This is a genomic window from Slackia heliotrinireducens DSM 20476, from assembly GCF_000023885.1.
In the GTDB taxonomy this organism is placed as follows: Bacteria; Actinomycetota; Coriobacteriia; order Coriobacteriales; family Eggerthellaceae; genus Slackia; species Slackia heliotrinireducens.
Window position 1 is genome coordinate 2,538,524 of record NC_013165.1, and the last position, 15,911, is coordinate 2,554,434.

Here is a 15,911-nt window from a genome sequence, read left to right on the forward strand (position 1 = left end):
TTACCAATCCGCTTGAAGGAGAATACCATAGCTACGTTCGACGAATCTGGCCTTTCGGCCACTGCGCTTGCTGCCGTCTACGACCTCGGCTACGAAGAGCCGACGCCCATCCAACAGCAGGCCATCCCCGTTGTGCTGGAGGGTCGCGACCTCATCGCGGCCGCCAAGACCGGCACCGGTAAAACCGCAGCATTTGCGCTGCCCACCATGGACAAGCTGCCTTACGCCGGCAAGGGCGAAGGCCCGGTCATGGTCATCGTCACGCCCACCCGTGAGCTGGCCATGCAGATTTCCGAGGTGTGCGAAACCATCGCCAAGCGCACCAACCACCGCGTCGTCACGCTGCTGGGCGGCGTGTCCTACACCCCGCAGATCAAGAAGCTGCGCTCCGGCTGCGACATCATTATCGCCACGCCCGGACGCCTGCTGGACCTCATGCGCCAGCACGAAGCCGACCTTGACCTGGTGCAGGTGCTGGTGCTTGACGAAGCCGACCGCATGCTCGACATGGGCTTTTGGCCCCAGGTCAGCGAGATTGTCGACGCAACGCCGTCGGAGCGCCAGACGCTGCTCTTTTCGGCGACCATCGACCGCAGCCAAGACAAGGTCATGTTCTCGCTGCTCAACCACCCCGAAATCATCGAAATCAGCCACCGCGGCGACACCGCCGACCTGGTCGACCAATACATCATCTGGACCGGCCGTCGCGAGAAGCCGGCGCTGCTGAACGCGTTCATACGCGAGAAGGGCGGCTTCCGCGTCATCGTCTTCACCAAGACCAAGGGCGGAGCAGACAACTGCACCCGTCGCCTGTGCAAAATCGGCATCGGCGCCGAAGCCATTCACGCCGACCGCAGCCAGGCCCAGCGCCAGCGCGCTCTGGAACGGTTCCGCGAAGGCAAGACCCACGTGATCGTGGCCACCGACGTGCTTGCCCGCGGCATCGACGTGCCCGAAGTCGACTACGTCGTTAACTACGACCTGCCCATGATGCCCGAGGATTACGTCCATCGCATCGGCCGCACCGGCCGCGCAGGCGTGGCCGGATACGCGGTGTCCTTCGTCACCCCGGACACCAAGAACCTGCTCCGCAGCATCCAGAAGTTCATCGGCGAAGACATCCAGGTCATGGAGTTCAAGGCCGGCGAAGACGCTTACGAGCCTGTAGGCAAGGACCATGCGCTGGCGGCTTCTGAAGAGGAGCACGCACCCAAGCGTAAGGACCGCGACAAGAAGAACGGCAAGAAGGGCGGTCGCAAGCACGACGACCGCGGCGGCAAGAAGGGCGGACGCAAGCACGACGACCGCGAAGGCGCCCGCGACGACGCACCCAAGGGTGGCAAGAAGAAGCGCAAGGGCAACGAGACCAACGCCGAAGCCAAGCGCGCTCGCAAACAGGAGGGTCGCGACGCCGAAGAGCAGTTCATGCAGGGCGGCCGCATGCCTATGAAGCGCAACACCGGCGAACACACCTACAATTACGCTGCCTTCGTCGGTGGCAAGGACGGCGACTCCTTCAAGTCCAAGGACAAGAAGAGCGCCAAGCCGGGCCGCGGATCGAAGGACTCCTTCCAGAAGCGCGACGACCGCAACGACCGCGGTCATGGCAAGAAGAAAGACCGAGGCTACGCCAAAGGCGGTAATGGTGCCAAGGGCGGCCACGGCAAGCGCGACGAGCGCGGCGGACGTTCCGAGGAATTCCGCGGCGAAGAGCGCTACCGGTACGATCGCAGCGGCGACGATCGGTTCAACCGCCATTCCAACGAACGCTTCGACCGCGGCGGACGCGGCGGCAAGCGCAGCGGGAGCTCTCGCCCCCAGAGCACGCGCCCCACGCACCGCACCGACGGCGCGTCCCGCAACGAGGGTCGCAAGCCGTTCAAGAGCAAGGTAGGCCGCGGCTCGGGCGGCGGACACGCCTCCGATGCCAACCGCGGCGGGCGCCGTGGCAGCGAGCGTTCCGGCAACTTCCGCGGACGCCGGTAACACCCCGTAATCGAAAAGCGAAGGATTCGCTCCTTCGCTTTTTTGTTTTTGTATGGCCCTGGTGTGTCAGTAGGGACGTTTGTGTGTCAGTAGGGACGTTTGCAACTGACACAAAATTGGGACAAAAGGGACAGTCCCCATTGTCCCATTTTTGTGTCAAAAGGAAACGTCCCTACTGACACACTCGTGAGTGACGGAGGCCCACCGTACCGCAAGCTCAAGCCGCTGAGTCGGTCCGAACCCACACAGCAAGAAGGAAGGCCGTCCATCAACCGATAGGCAGCTTTCCTTCTAGAGGGCATCAGATCCGATGCACCCTAGCCGTTGTCTCTCCGATACTCATTGAGCTTTTCGTTAAGGGCGCGTTCCTCACGCCTGTGTTTTGCCGCGTAGGCGGCAGTCACAACCGCGAGCGCGACAAGGTAGCTGACGGTGAACGAAGCCCAGGCTCCGGCCATGTCTGTCGGGAACCACCCCATCGTCACGGCGAGCACAGCCAGCACGGCGTAGAGGCAGATTCCAAACAGGAACAGGCGCAGCGGATACACCATGCGCTTGATGACGACAGGCGTAAAGAAGACGAACTGCAGCGCTGCCGTGCAGACGCAGGCGCCGAGCAGCGACCAGCAGTACATGATGCCCCGTTTCGACTCCTCATCTGCGAATACCGTCCCAAGGGCCATGCACACGACCATGAGGATCGTGAAGGAGGCGCAGAGCGTAACCAGGAAGCCCCTGGCGTTCTCCGCGGGCGTGCGGACCTCGGTGTCGATGACGTCTTTGCGTGTCATTTTGGGCTCCCTTCTCATCCTGTTTACAGCATTCCGAGCTTACGGCGCACGTCCGGCGCGTACTGCCGCGATATGACGACCTGTTCGCCGTTGTCCATGGTCGCCACGAGCCGCCCGTTCATCTCCGGGCACAGCGAGGCGATCCTGCGGAAATTCACCACGCAGCCCTTGGCCACCCGCAGGAAGTCGCATCCCTCCAGGCGTTCCTCCATCTCATAGAGGCGCAGCGCAGTCTCGTACACATCTTCGGCGGTGTAGAAGAACGTGCGCTTGTCTACCGACTCCACGTAGAGGATGTCTTCGGCGTTCACCACGTGGGTGCTTCCGTCCGCGCTCCCCGTGACCTTGCGGTCGAACATGCGCAGCCTGGCGACGATGTCGAGGACCTGCCGGTCCGTCCTTCTGCAGACGATTGCGACCTCGATGTCGTTCGCTTCCGGCCGCTCGTCAATCGTTATCTTCATGGCATTCCTTTCGACGAGTAGCATTCTACATGCCATCCGTGCCGCCTCGGGCGGCGTTAAACCAAGGTGCGTCTGAGGATGACCAAGCTGCATGTAGCGTGCTTGAGCTGTACCGATGTCGGTTGACTTTACGATAGACATCGATGCGAAGGCCGTTTGTCAGCTTCGACAAGCGGCCTTTCGCGTTACTTGGCCTCGTAAACATGGAGTCCAAGCGTGAGGCCGTGGACGCCATGCAGGCTATGTGCATGCTGGCGGGGTAATAAAATGGGACAAAAGGGACAGCCCCTCCCCCCATTGTCATGCGGGACAATGGGCTACGTCCCCGTTGTCCAAGGACGGGGGTGCGGAAAGTTGGACCGACACGGTCCGGTTAGAAAATGGGACAAGGGGGATAGTCCCCATTCTTGCTTTTCTTGGCGCAGAATCGAGTTTTGGGCCAGAGGAGCAGGTTGGAATAGCACGGGAGTGCCCCTGCTGACGCATCGAAAGACAAGGGAGAAGGCTCCCTTTGACCAAATACATAAAAAACGATACCGATGAGTCAAAAGGAAACGTCCCTACTGACACACTTGCCTTTGTCCCACTATTTGGCGGCACGTTTGCGGAAGCGGTGCATCTGGACGGTGAGCCAGGTAAGCACGGGAACCGATGCTGCAAGAAGAAGGGCTATCCAGGGATTGTCGCTCATGAGCGCGTACGGGTCGCGCACGTGGTCGATAACACCCTGGTCAGAGGCGTAATCCACACTTTCTGCGTACACGGGCATCCAGCCCGATGTACAGGTGACTTCGCGAGCGATGTAGACAAGCCCGGTGCCGTCCGCATCGTAGGCCGGAAGGCAATCCCAGGCCGCTTGCCACGACTTCGACTCGCCTGCATCGTCGGGCACGCCGTCGAGCACGATGGCGTCTGCTTCGTCCACAAGCTGCGCTTGAGCGGGCCCCTGCCCTGCCGCGTACGCGTACAGGTGCACTGTCGCTGTGGTGCCGTGCGGTGCGTTGTCCCAGGTCACATCAAGGGTGAAAGACGTGGATTCAGCCCGGTCAACCACCAGGGCGGAACCTTCAGAAACAGCTGCGAATTCCGCTGCAGCATCGTTGCCGTAGCGGACCTCGTAACCATGGACGGCATCCCGCTGCACAACTGCATAGCGAACGGTTCCGTTGGCATCGTAGCGGTCGACGCCCTTGAAAACCGCTGCGCCCGACCTCGCCTCGCCCGCCGCGTCGGTCTGCCCGTCCAGCGTCACGCTGGCCAACGGCTCGGCATCGTCAGCTATCGCATACACGTTTCCCACGGGCTCCAACACATACAGATCAAGGGTGACCTCTTCCCCATCGGGCCAAACCATCGCTGCGCCTGCCGCATCTTGCCAGCGCACCGTGGCCGTCACCTCCGTTGTCTGCCGGTCGTAGCGGTTCACCACGGTCGCGCGGGGCGCCACACCTTCCTCAACGTCGGCATCCGAGATATCGAAATCGGCAGCCGACGATCCGTCGTCCCAGGTCCAAGTCTGTTCGAATTCCCACCCGTGGAGCTTCGCGAGCCCCTCGGCACCGCCTTCGGCCAGCCGGTAGCTGCCCGCCTCAACATCAGAAAAGGTATAGGAACCGTCTTCGAAATCGCTGTACGGCACCTTCTCCACCGAGGTGAAGGCGCCCTCGTCGTCCTTTTTGAGAAGTTCGAAGGTGACGGTGGCCAGCTCGTCATCGGTTATCAGATCGGCCGCCGTGCCCGTGAACTCCTTCGTGACCGTAAGGTCGATGCCCGCCTTGTCGTCGTCGGCCTCGTCGGCCAACGCGACTTGGGGGAAGGAAACGAACGCAAACACGGCCGAAATCAGGGCCAGAATCAGGGCGATGCGCCCGTATGCCACGCTGCTTTTGCGTTCCATCGCCCACCTCCTTTTCAACACGCGTCCGTTGATTGTACCACCCGCGCGTAGGAAGGGGCCGAAAAGGGCTTCTCGGTTGCGCCGCCCGCATGCAGGCGTGGCGAAGGTGCTGCATCCCCGGGTAGTTATCGTGTGCGGATCACGCCCCCGAGCCCGCAGGGCGAAAGCGCCGCATCCCAAGGTTTATTTCGCGCACGCATCGCGCCGCCCGAGCGAACGCTGGGCGAAGGCGCCCGGCTACATATCCAGCAGTCGCAGGCTCGATTCGGCTGCGCGAGCCAGCGCATCTTCGCCGAGGATGTCACGCACGAGACCTGCGGATTCCTCAGCTTTGGCCAGGTAGTCTTCTATATCCATGTCCGCAACGGGGTCGCCTGGCCAATCGGTTTCCAGCAGCAGGCGATCGTTCGGAATCGCCTTGGCGTAGGCACGGCCGCGTTTGGTTGAGAGCATGGGCGCGCCCAGCGAGAACCAGCAGCCTGCCCGCACAGCGCGGGTCAGCTCCTGCGATGTTCCCGAAAACCAGTGCAGAATGCAATCATTGGCCTCCAAGCAGCCCGTCTGCTCCAGAATGTCCAGCACCGCATCCGCCGACTTGACCGCATGGATGGACAGCAGCTTGCCGCCGCTTTCCGCACAGGCACGGGCGACCGCCGTAAACGCCGCCTCCTGCGCGTCGATGCGCCGACCATGGCGTTTTCCGAAGTCAAGGCCCACTTCGCCCACATAGCGCACGTCGGAAATCCGCGACACCATACCCGCGACGTCCGCATCGTCGGCACGGCCGTCCGCAACCCACCAGGGATGCAGCCCCAGCCCCACCCGCACGTTTTCGCACTCGGCAAGGCGCTCGACCTGCTCGTCGTAGCCCGCAGGATGAACCATGCAGGAATACATGGCCACGCCCGCAGCTTCCGCCGCGCGGGCGGCCTTTACGGCGTTTCCCGCGAAATCCAGGTGGCAATGCATGTCAACTAAACGAATCATGAGTCCGACCTGCTAAAACGACACGATGATGGAATGCAGGTCGTCAGACGAGGAATACGAGTACTGGGTCAGCCCCAGGTTCCAAAGGATATCCCCGGCAACGATGTAGTCGTTCAGGATGGTGTTGTAGACGGATTCGTCGGCACAGCGGAACTGAACGTAACCCTGGCCGCTGTCCAGCGCATTCGCCAACACCTGCGAAACATGGTCGTAGTCGGCAGATTCGAACCACAGCCCTTCGCGCACATAGTAGTTGTCGTCGTAGCTCTTGCAGGGCGGCATGACCACCAAAGGCCCGACGGCATGGGTGGTCTGCAAATCCGAAAGGTTCACGCACAGGTAGTCGTAGTTGATGAAACCGTCCATCGCCACCGAGCCGTCCTCGGACAGGAACTGAGGATCGCCCCAGGTGGGGTCGATGTAATAGTAGTTTCCGTCCAGCAGCGCCACGCACCAGGCGTGCGCTCCGCCGTTGGCCGTGCCCGTCACGTAGGCGCATTGGATGCCCATCTGCTGCAACATATATTGGTAGGCCCGCGCATACCCGCCGCACACGGCCGTGTGGTCCAGCATCACGTTGGCTATGGTCTGGCCGTTGGACCCGTCGGATGCGGTTTCTGAATCTACCCCGTCCAGGCGCTCCGCGGCGGCCTGGTCGTAGGTGGTGTTGAGCGCAATCCATTCGAACACGTACTTGGCCTTCTCGTAGTCGTCCGTGTCGGCCGACAGGCCCGCCAAGCATTCGGCGACTGCGGCATCGACTTGCTCCATGGTGGCCTCGTACTCTTCGGCACTCATGGAGTAATGGCAGGTCACCGTGGTCTTGACCACTTCGCCGGTCGCCGAATTGGTCTGGGTGGAAAGCTCCATGGCGTCAAGGTACATGATTTCCGGATGGTCAGCCATGATGTGCTCGCGGATCCGGGTGAGATCGAACATCGTGATTTCGGGAAGGTCCCGTGGCTCGCGGGACTGCATCGCGTCCAGCACGATTCTGTAGAGTTCCTGGTCGGATTCGCTTAACTGGGAATAGGCGTACAACTCCGCAGACGAGGCGTCCAGCTGCATATCGACGGAGTCGTCGATCGCGTTCTCCTCCTCTTGCGCAACCGGACCTTCCACAAAGCGGTCCACCATGCCGGAAACATCGGAGGTGTCGATTTCGGGAAGGTCGAAGGGAAGCAGGCCCAGCTCGGCGGCAGCGAACAGTCCGAATCCCGCCAAAGCCGCCAGGAGCAGTGCCAGAAGGCACCCTCCGCAGCCGCATCCTTGTTTTTCGCGCGCCATACCGCTCCTGTCGTCAGTAGCCATCCGCATCGGCGGGCATGCCGCCGAAAACCGTTCGTCCACTTCTTATACCATAGGATGCAAGGCCCGTTTCCTCGAAGGAGCCGGCATCTCCTGAAGAACCAGCGCGAAAGCACGGTTTCCGAAACCCCGGAAGCGGCCCAGACGTGCCTCGGGCGACGAGTGAGGATTCAGGACTGAGGGTTCCCGAAACCTCGAAAGAGGCCTGGGCGCCCGAACCTTTCCACACCGGCGCCCGGCATATGTAGACATATCTTGCTCATATATCTACGTTTGACATATCTAGGCCCATCGTATTGACCGACCATGCACCATGCTCTATTATATTGTGCACAATTGAATTGCTTACAATTAATATAAGGGGATACGCAATGATAAACTCGAAAAAGCTGCTGATCATCGCAGGTGCCGTTTGGGCGATCGCCGGCATAAACGTGCTCATCGTGGGCGCCAGGGCGTTTACCCAGATTACGGGCGCCTGGTGGGTCTGGCTGCTGCTGGCCATCGGCGCGGTTGCGGTGTTTTCCGTATTCCATCTGCGTATATTCACCCCCTATGCAGGCAAGCACACGAACCGCATCGCCGCCATCGAAGCCGACAAAAGCCCCTTGTGGCATTTTCTCGACAAGAAGGGCTACATCATCATGGCGTTCATGATCGCGCTGGGCGCATCGCTGCGCCTGAGCGGCCTTGTGCCCGATTGGTTCATCGCGTTCTTCTACGTGGGGCTGGGCGCGGCGCTTACCGCCTGCGGCATCAACATGGTGCGCGGATATCGCCGCATAGCCGCATAGCCGACGTCCTCCCGAAAGCTTCGAACTTTTCCTCGAATCGGCAACGAAACGGCATCGCACGACAACGGATTCCAGGCTGCGCGGCAACAAACCGCACACGTCGCACCGTTTCGGAAAAATGCTGATATGTTGTGGCTGAACAGCGGGAACACTGCCCGCTGCACCTGTGCGAGGGAGGAATCCATGCCGCAGCAGATGAACATACCGTCCGCCTTCAGCCGCAACAACGTCATGGGCGAAAACGGGCGTTACCGGGCGCGCACGCCGGAAATCGAACGTCCCGTGCCCGACAAACGCAGCCCGATGACTGCCCTGAAAGCTGCGGTTCGCGAGGCGTTGGCTCCCCGCTACACCACCTGGAAAATGAAGAACTTCAAGTAGTCCGTCTCCGGCACGCCCCACAGAATGGGATGGTCGGGCGCCTGCTGGCGCTCCTCCACCTGCTTGAGCTGCACACCCGCATCGTGGGCCGCCTCGACAAGCATGCGGCGGAACCGTTCGGTATCCATAAAGTGCGAGCACGACGCCGTGGCCAGATAACCGCCGCGTGGCAGCAGTTTCATGGCGCGGTAATTGATCTCCTTGTAACCGCGAGAAGCCGAGCCGATGGTCTTGCGGCTTTTGGTGAACGCCGGCGGGTCCAAAATGATGAAGTCGTAGCTGTGGTCGCGGTCCTCTTCCATCTGCGGCAGCAGGTCGAACACGTTCGTGCAGGTAAACGCCATGCGGTCCTCGCAGCCGTTGAGCCGGGCGTTCGCCCGGGCCTGGTCGATGGCTAGCTGCGACACGTCGACCGCATTCACGAACTCGGCCCCGCCCACAGCGGCGTTGAGCGCGAAGGATCCCGTGTGGGTGAAGCAGTCCAGCACCCGCTTGCCCGAAGCCAGGGCCGCCACGGCGCGGCGGTTGTACTTCTGGTCCAGAAAGAAGCCCGTCTTCTGGCCGTTCTCGAAATCCACCTGGTAGCGCACGCCGTTCTCGCAGATCTCGGTCGTCGTATCGCCGCCAGCGGACACGCCGCCCAAATCGAACCATCCGCAGGACTGGTCAAGCGTTTCCAGCTTGCGGGTGGCTACGTCGTTGCGCTCGTAGATGCCGCGCAGCGCCACCCCGTCTTCGCTCAGCACCTTCGCCAGCACCGGGAAGACGACCGGCTTGAGCTGCTCCATGCCGAAGGTGAGCGTCTGCGTGACAAGCACGTCGTTGAACCGGTCCACAACCAGCCCCGGAAAACCGTCCGCTTCGCCGAACACCACGCGGCAGCAGGAGACGTCCGCTCCCATGACGGACTTGCGGTACTCCCAGCTCCAGCGTACTTTTCGTTCCCAAAACGCCTGATCGAAGCGGTCGTTTGCATTGCGGGTTATCAGACGCAGGCGAATCTTGCTGCTTTCGGACAGAAGACCCGTGCCGAGGTAGGCGCCTTTGCGGCTGAGCACATCCACCAAGCAGCCGTTCGTCAGCGGCAGCGCGTCGGGCGCGTCGCTTTCCTCAAGCGAGACGACCTCCGCCTCGTACACCCAAGGGTGCCCGGCGACGATGGCGCGCTCGCCTTTCGGGGTGATGGTCGCCCGTGGATACGGCCTGCTTGATTTCATGATGGCTCCTATAGTCAATGTCTTGCATGTGCCAGCGTCGAAGTGTCCCCACTGACTCAAAAATGTGTCAAAAGGAAACGTCCCTACTGACACAAAATGGGACAAAGGGGACAGTCCCCTTTGTCCCATCGAGTGCGGGATGACGGCGGGTTATTTCTTGAACTGGGATTCGTGACGGGCGAAGAAGTCCGTGCGCGGCGGCAGCTCCACAACGGCATGCCCGCCTGCGGCGACCTCTTCGGCCGTGCACAGCTCGTCGTTGGCGTCGAAGGCCGCATTCCAGGAGAACAGCTTCGCCTCGTCCACGTTCATGTACGTGGCGATCTTGCGGCAGCCGGACGGCACCATGGGGTGCATCAGCAGCGTGCAGATGCGCAGCAGGAAGAAGCTGTCCACCAGCACCTGACGGCGCTCGGCCGCATCGCCCGACGCCTCGGCCGCGCTGATGCCGCTGGTCCAATGCTTGTTGGAGAAGCGGATGAACTCGTCCATCAGGTTCATGACGTTGTGCAGCGACGCGCGGTGCATGAGCTGCTCGTACTCGGCCATGACCCGATGGGCCTCGGCCACCACCGATTCGCTCGGGGCGCCCAGCGGCATCATGCCGTCGAAGTTCTTCTGGGCCTCGTAGAAGCAGCTGCGGGCCAGACGGTTGAACACGTTCGTGAGCAGGGTGCCTTCTTTAAGCACCGGGTCGGCCACGCGCGGGTCGGTGCGCTTCTTCTCGTCGGGATCGAAGGGCTTGGGCTTGAAACCCACGGACTTCTGATCCAGACCCAGCGCGAGCCAATGGGCGCGCAACTGGTCGACGGTGTAGTAGTCCAGAAGCTCGTCGGCCGAGGGCGGCTTGACGGCACCAGAAGACGAAGCCTTCTTGTCGCCCAGCAGGATGTGGTGGTTGGCGATCAGGCGGCTCTGTTGCAGCTGCCCCGCAGGCGCATGGACCAGACGGGCGTCGCCGTCTTCCAGCGCGATCCACAGGGCGGGCTGGGCCACGCCGTAGAAATACAGGTTGTCCTGGCCGATGAACTGGTAGATCTCCGCATCGGGACAGCACCACCAGTCGCGCCAGGCCTCGGGGCCTTGGCCGCGGTAATCCAGCACGGTCTGGGTGAAGCTGATCGGCGCCCACAGGCTTTCAGGCCAGCACCACACGGTCAGGTTCTCCACGTCCTCCATAACGGGGACCTTCACGCCCCACTCCACGTTGCCGGAGATGCGGAACGGCACCAGCGCCTTGCCGGTGCGGATCTTGATGCCGGCACCCAGCAGCACGTCGCGGGCGGCGTCGCGGTCCTCGATGGTCTCGAACTCGATAGTGAAGGACTGCTTGCCCTTTTCGGCCTCGTGGAACGTGTGCGCCGGCATCTGCCCGGCCAGTTCGCGGTAGCTGTCCTCGAGCTCGTTCTTGATGTAGATGACCGGCGCGCCCAAGAACTCGCCGATGGTTTTGCTGACCACCTGGCGGATTTCGGGGTCGGCCGAGGTCTCGTCGTTGAGCTGACGCAGCTCCATGCGGAAGTTCGGCAGGTCGAAATACCAGTTGGCCACCGGGCGCATCTCAGGCGTGGTGCCCGTGAGTGCGCTCTTCGGACCGATGAGGTCCTCGGGGTTGAACTGGTGCCCCAGATCGCATTCGTCGGCGTAGGCCTTTTCGGACTTGCAGCCCTGCACCGGGCAGTGGCCCAGCACCTGGCGGCCGTTGAGGAACTTCCCCGCCTCGGTGTCGTAGAACTGCAGCGTGGACTGCAGGCTCAAATGGCCGTTCTCGTGCAGGCGGTGCAGGATGCGGTTGGTCATCTCCTGATGGACCTCGCCGGCATGGCCCAAACCCGACCCCTCGTAGATGGACAGCTCCACGTCGTAGGAATCCAGCGTGGCCTTCTGGGCGTCATGGTTGCCCTGCACGTAATCGGTGATGGATCCTTCGAACCCTTCGTTTTCCACCAGCTTTCGGTAACCCTCTTCGATGGGCGAGCCGAAGCAGTCGGTGCCGGATACGAAGATCACGTTGTCGGCGCCGAGGCGGTCGCGCAAGAAGCGGGCGTAGCTGTCGGCGGGCACGAAGACGCCGGCCACGTGGCCAAAGTGCAGTTTCTTGTTGCCGTAGGGCATGCCGGCCGTCACGACGGCACGGGCAGGCCACTTCACGTTGGAGACGTAGGTCATGACTCGCTGCTTTCTATTTAATGGTTCCCTGGGACTGCAGCAGCTCGAGTGCTGCGATCAGGTCTTCAGCGGAAATCTTGGTGTTGGAGGAATAGCCCATGAGACCCAGCAGGTCGGACATGTCGCCGTATCCGCTCACGTACAGGTTCACAACATCGTAGTCGTCGCCTTCGATACCGCCCAGTTCGGCTGCCTTGGCTAGGGCGTCGTCATAGGTGCCCACTTCGTCTGCCAGACCGTTGTCCACGGCGTCGTCACCGGTGAACTCCATGCCGGTGGCAAGAGCCTGGACCTCGGAGACATCCATGCCGCGGCCTTCGCTGACAAGCCCGATGAACTGGGCGTTGATCTTGTCGACCAGGTCCTGATAGTAGGCGATTTCCTCATCGGTCAAAGGACGCGTGCCGTAGCTGGAATCCTTGGACTCCGCCGACGCGATGTTGATGACGTCCACGCCCAGCTTCTCCATGAGTTCGGACACGTCATAGGTCTGCATGACCGTGCCGATGGAGCCGATGGCCGTGGTGTGGTTCACGAAGATGTAGTCGGACTGGCTGGAGATCATGTACGCGGCGCTGGCGTTGATGGAAGCGCTGGACACGACCACGGGCTTGGTGCAGTCGGCCACGAGCAGGGACATCTCTTCGCCCGCCGTCGCCGTGCCGCCGCCGGAGTTCACATGCAGCACGATGGCCTTGATGTTGTCATCCTCTTCGGCCTGGGTCAGCACATCGCGCAACCCTTCGGGGCTGTTGGTGGTGCCGTCGTATTGGATGGTGCCGTCGATGTCGATAACCGCGACGGTATCGCCGTAGGTGGTCGTTTCGCCGTATCCGTAGCTGCCCAGGGACGAGAACTCGTTGACCATCTGGGAGCAGGACACCATGGCGCCGATGAGCAGCGCGACCACGGCCGCCATGACGATGCCGAAGACGATCAGGCCCGTGTGGGACTTCTTCTGGGGCGCGGCCGCCGCACCCGAAGCCGTCGGCGCGAAAGGAGCCTGGGGCTGGGGCGCATAGGTTGCCTGCGCGTACTGGTTGTATGCCGTTTGCTGGGGCTGAGGCGCTGCCTGGGCCGGCTGAGGCTGCGGCGTTGCCTGGGGTTGCTGCGGAGCCTGAGGCTGAGAATTGTCCTGAGGCGTTCCGTAATAGTTGTCCATAATGGCCTCCTAAAATCATTGATTGAACCATGGTACCCGAAAGAAGGCCGCTTGACGCCAAACTGCGACGATTTTGCTACAATCACAGACTATGCATCGGCCCGACGACATACCCAAACGCACTGCACCCGCCACCTGGGTGGTGGTGCTGTCGTGGATCGCCGTCGCGGCAGTGGCGATTGCCATATTCGCCGCCAGCGCCCAGACGGGCGACGACCTCGACGACGGCACGGGCATTCTGTCCGTCGTGAAGGATTGGCTCGCCTCCGTGGCGGCGCAGCTTGCGGGGCACGAGGTGGACGTCTCCCCCATCGGGCATTTCACGGAGTACCTGCTGTTCGGCACGGCGCTGTGCAACGCCTTGCGCTGGCACATGCCGTTGCAGCGGGCTTGGGTGTATGCCCTGATCATCGCGTCGTGCTACGGTGTGACCGACGAGTTCCACCAGCTGTTCGTCCCCGACCGCGCCTGCGACCCCGCCGATTGGCTTGTCGACACCGTGGCCGCGGGTATCGGTGCCTTCGCCACCAGAAGCTGGCTGCTTAAGCGCCGATGACCTGGGCGTGCGGTGCATACAGGCACGCCCGGCCCACCCGTGGCCTTTGACTCCCGCCAATCCGTCCGAAAACCGTCGCTGCGACGGGCGCGACACGTGCAACATGACGCAGCCGACACCTTATGAAAGATATTACACTGTAGTGGCGCACTCGAAGAACTCTGTCTCGATTGGAGTAAACTGTCATATGTCATTCCCTATATGTGACGCGTGAGAGCGAGGATCCAATGAAGACCATGGAGGCCATCGAAGAACGCTTTTCCTGCCGTGCTTACTCCGACAAGTCCATCCCGGATGCCGTCATACAAGCGTTGCAGAACGAAATCCAGGTCATCAACGACGACAACGATCTGAACTTCCAGCTCTACGGCGCGCTCGAAGACGGCTCGCCTGCATTCAGCCTGTCGCAGCAGATGTTCGCGGGAACGGCCCCATGGTTCGCAGCCCTCGTAGGCCCCGACACCGACCTGGGCAAAGAGCAGGTCGGATACTTCGGCGAATGCCTGGTGCTCCTGGCCACGCAGCTGGGGCTGGGAACGTGCTGGGTGGCCGGCACCTTCGACCGCTCCGCTGCGAAATTCGAAGCGCGTGAAGGCGATGTGCTGCACGACATCATCCCCTTGGGATACGCCGCTGAGAAAACGCCTCTGAAGCAACGCACCGTCCGCGCCGCCCTGCGCAAGCGTGATAAGAAGCCCGGGGCTATGCTTAAGGGTGTGAACTGGGACGATGCACCCGCCTGGATAAAAGACGCCATCGAAAGCGTTATCCTGGGACCTTCCGCCGTCAACGAGCAGCCCGTCGTGTTCGAGATCGATGCAGACGGGGTGGTGCGGGCCACTGTCCCCACCATCAAGTCCGGGTTGGAGCTGACGGACCTGGGCATCGCCAAGCTTCATTTCCAGCTCGCCGCAGGAAACTCAGGCATAGCCGGTGCCTGGGAATGGGGCGACGGCGGCCGGTTCCTCCTGGCATAGCGTTTGCAGTCACTGTTTTCGGGTGCAAGTGTATTCGATTTGACTCGGGGCAGCCGTGTGCGCCCCTCGCCCGCTACCCCTCGACGGGGCACTGGAGCACGAATGCCTTGGTGAAACGACCGTAGGGTTGCGATACCCCTAGGTCGAAGCCATGCATGTCCATTATGCGCTTGCAGATCGAAAGCCCCAGGCCGCTGCCGCCCGATTTCGAGCGTGAGGAGTCGCCCTGGGTGAAGGGCTCGAACAGCGTTTCCGGATCCTCCATGATCGGCTCGCCGGTGTCCGCCACCATGACGAAGGCGATGCCGCCCTGCTGCACCAGAATAAGGGAGACCTCGGTGCCGGGCCCGTTATGACGCACCGCATTGGTTATCAGGTTCGCGACCACGCGCGCAAGCTGCACGGGATCGGCTTGGACCACGCATCGGTCCTCCGGCACGTGGATGGAGAACTCCATGCCGGCCTCCTCCACATCGGTATAGGCCGCTGCCGCCTCGTTCAGCAGAAGTTGCGGCAAATCGACGGGCTCTTGGTGCAGCTCGAACGTGCCTCCGCCCAGCTTGGCGTAGTCGAAAACCGAGCTCACAAGGTTGCCCAGCTTGTCGGACTTGTCGCAGATCGCCTGCAGGTACTCGTCCTGCATGGCCGTATCGTGCACCAGCCCGTCACGCATCGCGTGCACCATCCCCGAGATGGCCATCACGGGCGTGCGCAGGTCATGGGCCACATCGGTCATGAACCGGCTGCGGCGCTGCTCGAGGAGGGCCAGCTCCTCCTCACGTCGTGCCTGAAGCTCCCCAACCTTGCGCACGACCAGACGCGAGAACACCAGGGCGCCTGCGAACAGCGGAACGGCCAGCAGCGCCAAAAGCAGGATGGCGAACACCACCGCCAACGATTGCGAAGCCATCGAAGCCACTTGGGCGTACCGCGCCTGGGCGATGGATGAGAACAGGTTGAACAGCCAGCCCAGCAACGCAATGGCCGATGTGGTGTCCTGCGGAGCCGTGTCGGCCGATCCTTCCAACAGCCCCGTCAACACGGGGGCCAGCACCGCATTTTCCGCCCACGCCACAAACGATTCGGCCGCCACGACGCACAGCAGCACAACGATGAAACGGCTCACCAGGTAGAACACCAGGTCGTTTCTGCCCTTCGCCGTGGAAAGCTCGGCATCGGTCGCCGAGCGGTCGGGTGTTTTCGCACGCTTGCCGAACATCGT

At 61.9% G+C, this 15,911-nt stretch carries 14 protein-coding genes; 5 read left to right on the forward strand and 9 right to left on the reverse strand.

Going from position 1 to position 15,911, the window contains the following annotated elements; all coding sequences use genetic code 11:
- Positions 1 to 12: 12 nt before the first annotated feature.
- A complete protein-coding gene (locus SHEL_RS11230; protein WP_012799400.1) occupies positions 13 to 1,986 on the forward strand; it encodes a DEAD/DEAH box helicase in 1,974 nt (657 codons plus the stop codon).
- Positions 1,987 to 2,303: 317 nt separating this feature from the next.
- Here SHEL_RS11230 and SHEL_RS11235 read toward each other — a convergent pair whose 3' ends face one another.
- From SHEL_RS11235 to SHEL_RS11255, 5 genes are all read right to left on the reverse strand, one after another.
- Positions 2,304 to 2,777, reverse strand: a complete 474-nt coding sequence (locus SHEL_RS11235; protein WP_012799401.1) for a DUF3021 family protein — start codon at positions 2,775 to 2,777, stop codon at positions 2,304 to 2,306.
- 23 nt (positions 2,778 to 2,800) lie between these two features.
- Positions 2,801 to 3,241: a LytTR family DNA-binding domain-containing protein gene (locus tag SHEL_RS11240; protein WP_012799402.1), complete on the reverse strand. Its 441-nt coding sequence runs from the start codon at positions 3,239 to 3,241 to the stop codon at positions 2,801 to 2,803.
- 586 nt (positions 3,242 to 3,827) lie between these two features.
- Positions 3,828 to 5,138: a Cna B-type domain-containing protein gene (locus tag SHEL_RS11245; RefSeq protein ID WP_012799404.1), complete on the reverse strand. Its 1,311-nt coding sequence runs from the start codon at positions 5,136 to 5,138 to the stop codon at positions 3,828 to 3,830.
- A gap of 237 nt (positions 5,139 to 5,375) precedes the next feature.
- Complete coding sequence (locus tag SHEL_RS11250) at positions 5,376 to 6,125, reverse strand: TatD family hydrolase (RefSeq protein WP_012799405.1); 750 nt, start codon at positions 6,123 to 6,125, stop codon at positions 5,376 to 5,378.
- A 12-nt stretch (positions 6,126 to 6,137) separates the two neighbouring features.
- A complete protein-coding gene (locus SHEL_RS11255) occupies positions 6,138 to 7,412 on the reverse strand; it encodes a transglutaminase domain-containing protein (RefSeq protein ID WP_012799406.1) in 1,275 nt (424 codons plus the stop codon).
- Between the two features lie 392 nt (positions 7,413 to 7,804).
- Here SHEL_RS11255 and SHEL_RS11260 point away from each other — a divergent pair, with 392 nt between their 5' ends.
- Complete coding sequence (locus SHEL_RS11260; RefSeq protein ID WP_012799407.1) at positions 7,805 to 8,227, forward strand: hypothetical protein; 423 nt, start codon at positions 7,805 to 7,807, stop codon at positions 8,225 to 8,227.
- A 183-nt stretch (positions 8,228 to 8,410) separates the two neighbouring features.
- Entirely contained in the window at positions 8,411 to 8,608 is a 198-nt protein-coding gene (locus tag SHEL_RS11265; RefSeq protein WP_041422577.1) for a hypothetical protein, read from the forward strand.
- Here SHEL_RS11265 and SHEL_RS11270 read toward each other — a convergent pair.
- The 3 genes from SHEL_RS11270 to sppA all read right to left on the reverse strand — a co-directional run bounded on the left by SHEL_RS11270 (position 8,575) and on the right by sppA (position 13,156).
- Positions 8,575 to 9,825, reverse strand: coding sequence for a class I SAM-dependent rRNA methyltransferase (locus SHEL_RS11270; RefSeq protein WP_012799408.1), 1,251 nt, complete (start codon positions 9,823 to 9,825; stop codon positions 8,575 to 8,577). The genes SHEL_RS11265 and SHEL_RS11270 overlap by 34 nt on opposite strands.
- A gap of 150 nt (positions 9,826 to 9,975) precedes the next feature.
- Complete coding sequence (locus tag SHEL_RS11275) at positions 9,976 to 11,994, reverse strand: class I tRNA ligase family protein (protein WP_012799409.1); 2,019 nt, start codon at positions 11,992 to 11,994, stop codon at positions 9,976 to 9,978.
- 13 nt (positions 11,995 to 12,007) lie between these two features.
- Positions 12,008 to 13,156, reverse strand: coding sequence for a signal peptide peptidase SppA (sppA, locus tag SHEL_RS11280; protein WP_012799410.1), 1,149 nt, complete (start codon positions 13,154 to 13,156; stop codon positions 12,008 to 12,010).
- Positions 13,157 to 13,247: 91 nt separating this feature from the next.
- Here sppA and SHEL_RS11285 point away from each other — a divergent pair, with 91 nt between their 5' ends.
- Positions 13,248 to 13,712 carry a VanZ family protein gene (locus SHEL_RS11285; protein ID WP_012799411.1) on the forward strand — a complete coding sequence of 155 codons (465 nt, stop codon included), beginning with the start codon at positions 13,248 to 13,250 and terminating at the stop codon, positions 13,710 to 13,712.
- Between the two features lie 227 nt (positions 13,713 to 13,939).
- Positions 13,940 to 14,689, forward strand: a complete 750-nt coding sequence (locus SHEL_RS11290) for a nitroreductase family protein (RefSeq protein ID WP_012799412.1) — start codon at positions 13,940 to 13,942, stop codon at positions 14,687 to 14,689.
- A gap of 73 nt (positions 14,690 to 14,762) precedes the next feature.
- On the opposite strand, the gene SHEL_RS11295 is transcribed toward SHEL_RS11290, so the two are convergent.
- Positions 14,763 to 15,908: a sensor histidine kinase gene (locus tag SHEL_RS11295; RefSeq protein WP_012799413.1), complete on the reverse strand. Its 1,146-nt coding sequence runs from the start codon at positions 15,906 to 15,908 to the stop codon at positions 14,763 to 14,765.
- Between the last annotated feature and the right edge of the window lie 3 nt (positions 15,909 to 15,911).

Bases quoted from the DNA above. Each gene is read 5' to 3' on its own strand.
- SHEL_RS11235 (WP_012799401.1), bottom strand. From the start codon at position 2,777: ATGACACGCAAAGACGTCATCGACACCGAGGTCCGCACGCCCGCGGAG.
- SHEL_RS11240 (WP_012799402.1), bottom strand. From the start codon at position 3,241: ATGAAGATAACGATTGACGAGCGGCCGGAAGCGAACGACATCGAGGTC.
- SHEL_RS11245 (WP_012799404.1), bottom strand. From the start codon at position 5,138: ATGGAACGCAAAAGCAGCGTGGCATACGGGCGCATCGCCCTGATTCTG.
- SHEL_RS11250 (WP_012799405.1), bottom strand. From the start codon at position 6,125: ATGATTCGTTTAGTTGACATGCATTGCCACCTGGATTTCGCGGGAAAC.
- SHEL_RS11255 (WP_012799406.1), bottom strand. From the start codon at position 7,412: ATGGCGCGCGAAAAACAAGGATGCGGCTGCGGAGGGTGCCTTCTGGCA.
- SHEL_RS11260 (WP_012799407.1), top strand. From the start codon at position 7,805: ATGATAAACTCGAAAAAGCTGCTGATCATCGCAGGTGCCGTTTGGGCG.
- SHEL_RS11265 (WP_041422577.1), top strand. From the start codon at position 8,411: ATGCCGCAGCAGATGAACATACCGTCCGCCTTCAGCCGCAACAACGTC.
- SHEL_RS11270 (WP_012799408.1), bottom strand. From the start codon at position 9,825: ATGAAATCAAGCAGGCCGTATCCACGGGCGACCATCACCCCGAAAGGC.
- SHEL_RS11275 (WP_012799409.1), bottom strand. From the start codon at position 11,994: ATGACCTACGTCTCCAACGTGAAGTGGCCTGCCCGTGCCGTCGTGACG.
- sppA (WP_012799410.1), bottom strand. From the start codon at position 13,156: ATGGACAACTATTACGGAACGCCTCAGGACAATTCTCAGCCTCAGGCT.
- SHEL_RS11285 (WP_012799411.1), top strand. From the start codon at position 13,248: ATGCATCGGCCCGACGACATACCCAAACGCACTGCACCCGCCACCTGG.
- SHEL_RS11290 (WP_012799412.1), top strand. From the start codon at position 13,940: ATGAAGACCATGGAGGCCATCGAAGAACGCTTTTCCTGCCGTGCTTAC.
- SHEL_RS11295 (WP_012799413.1), bottom strand. From the start codon at position 15,908: ATGTTCGGCAAGCGTGCGAAAACACCCGACCGCTCGGCGACCGATGCC.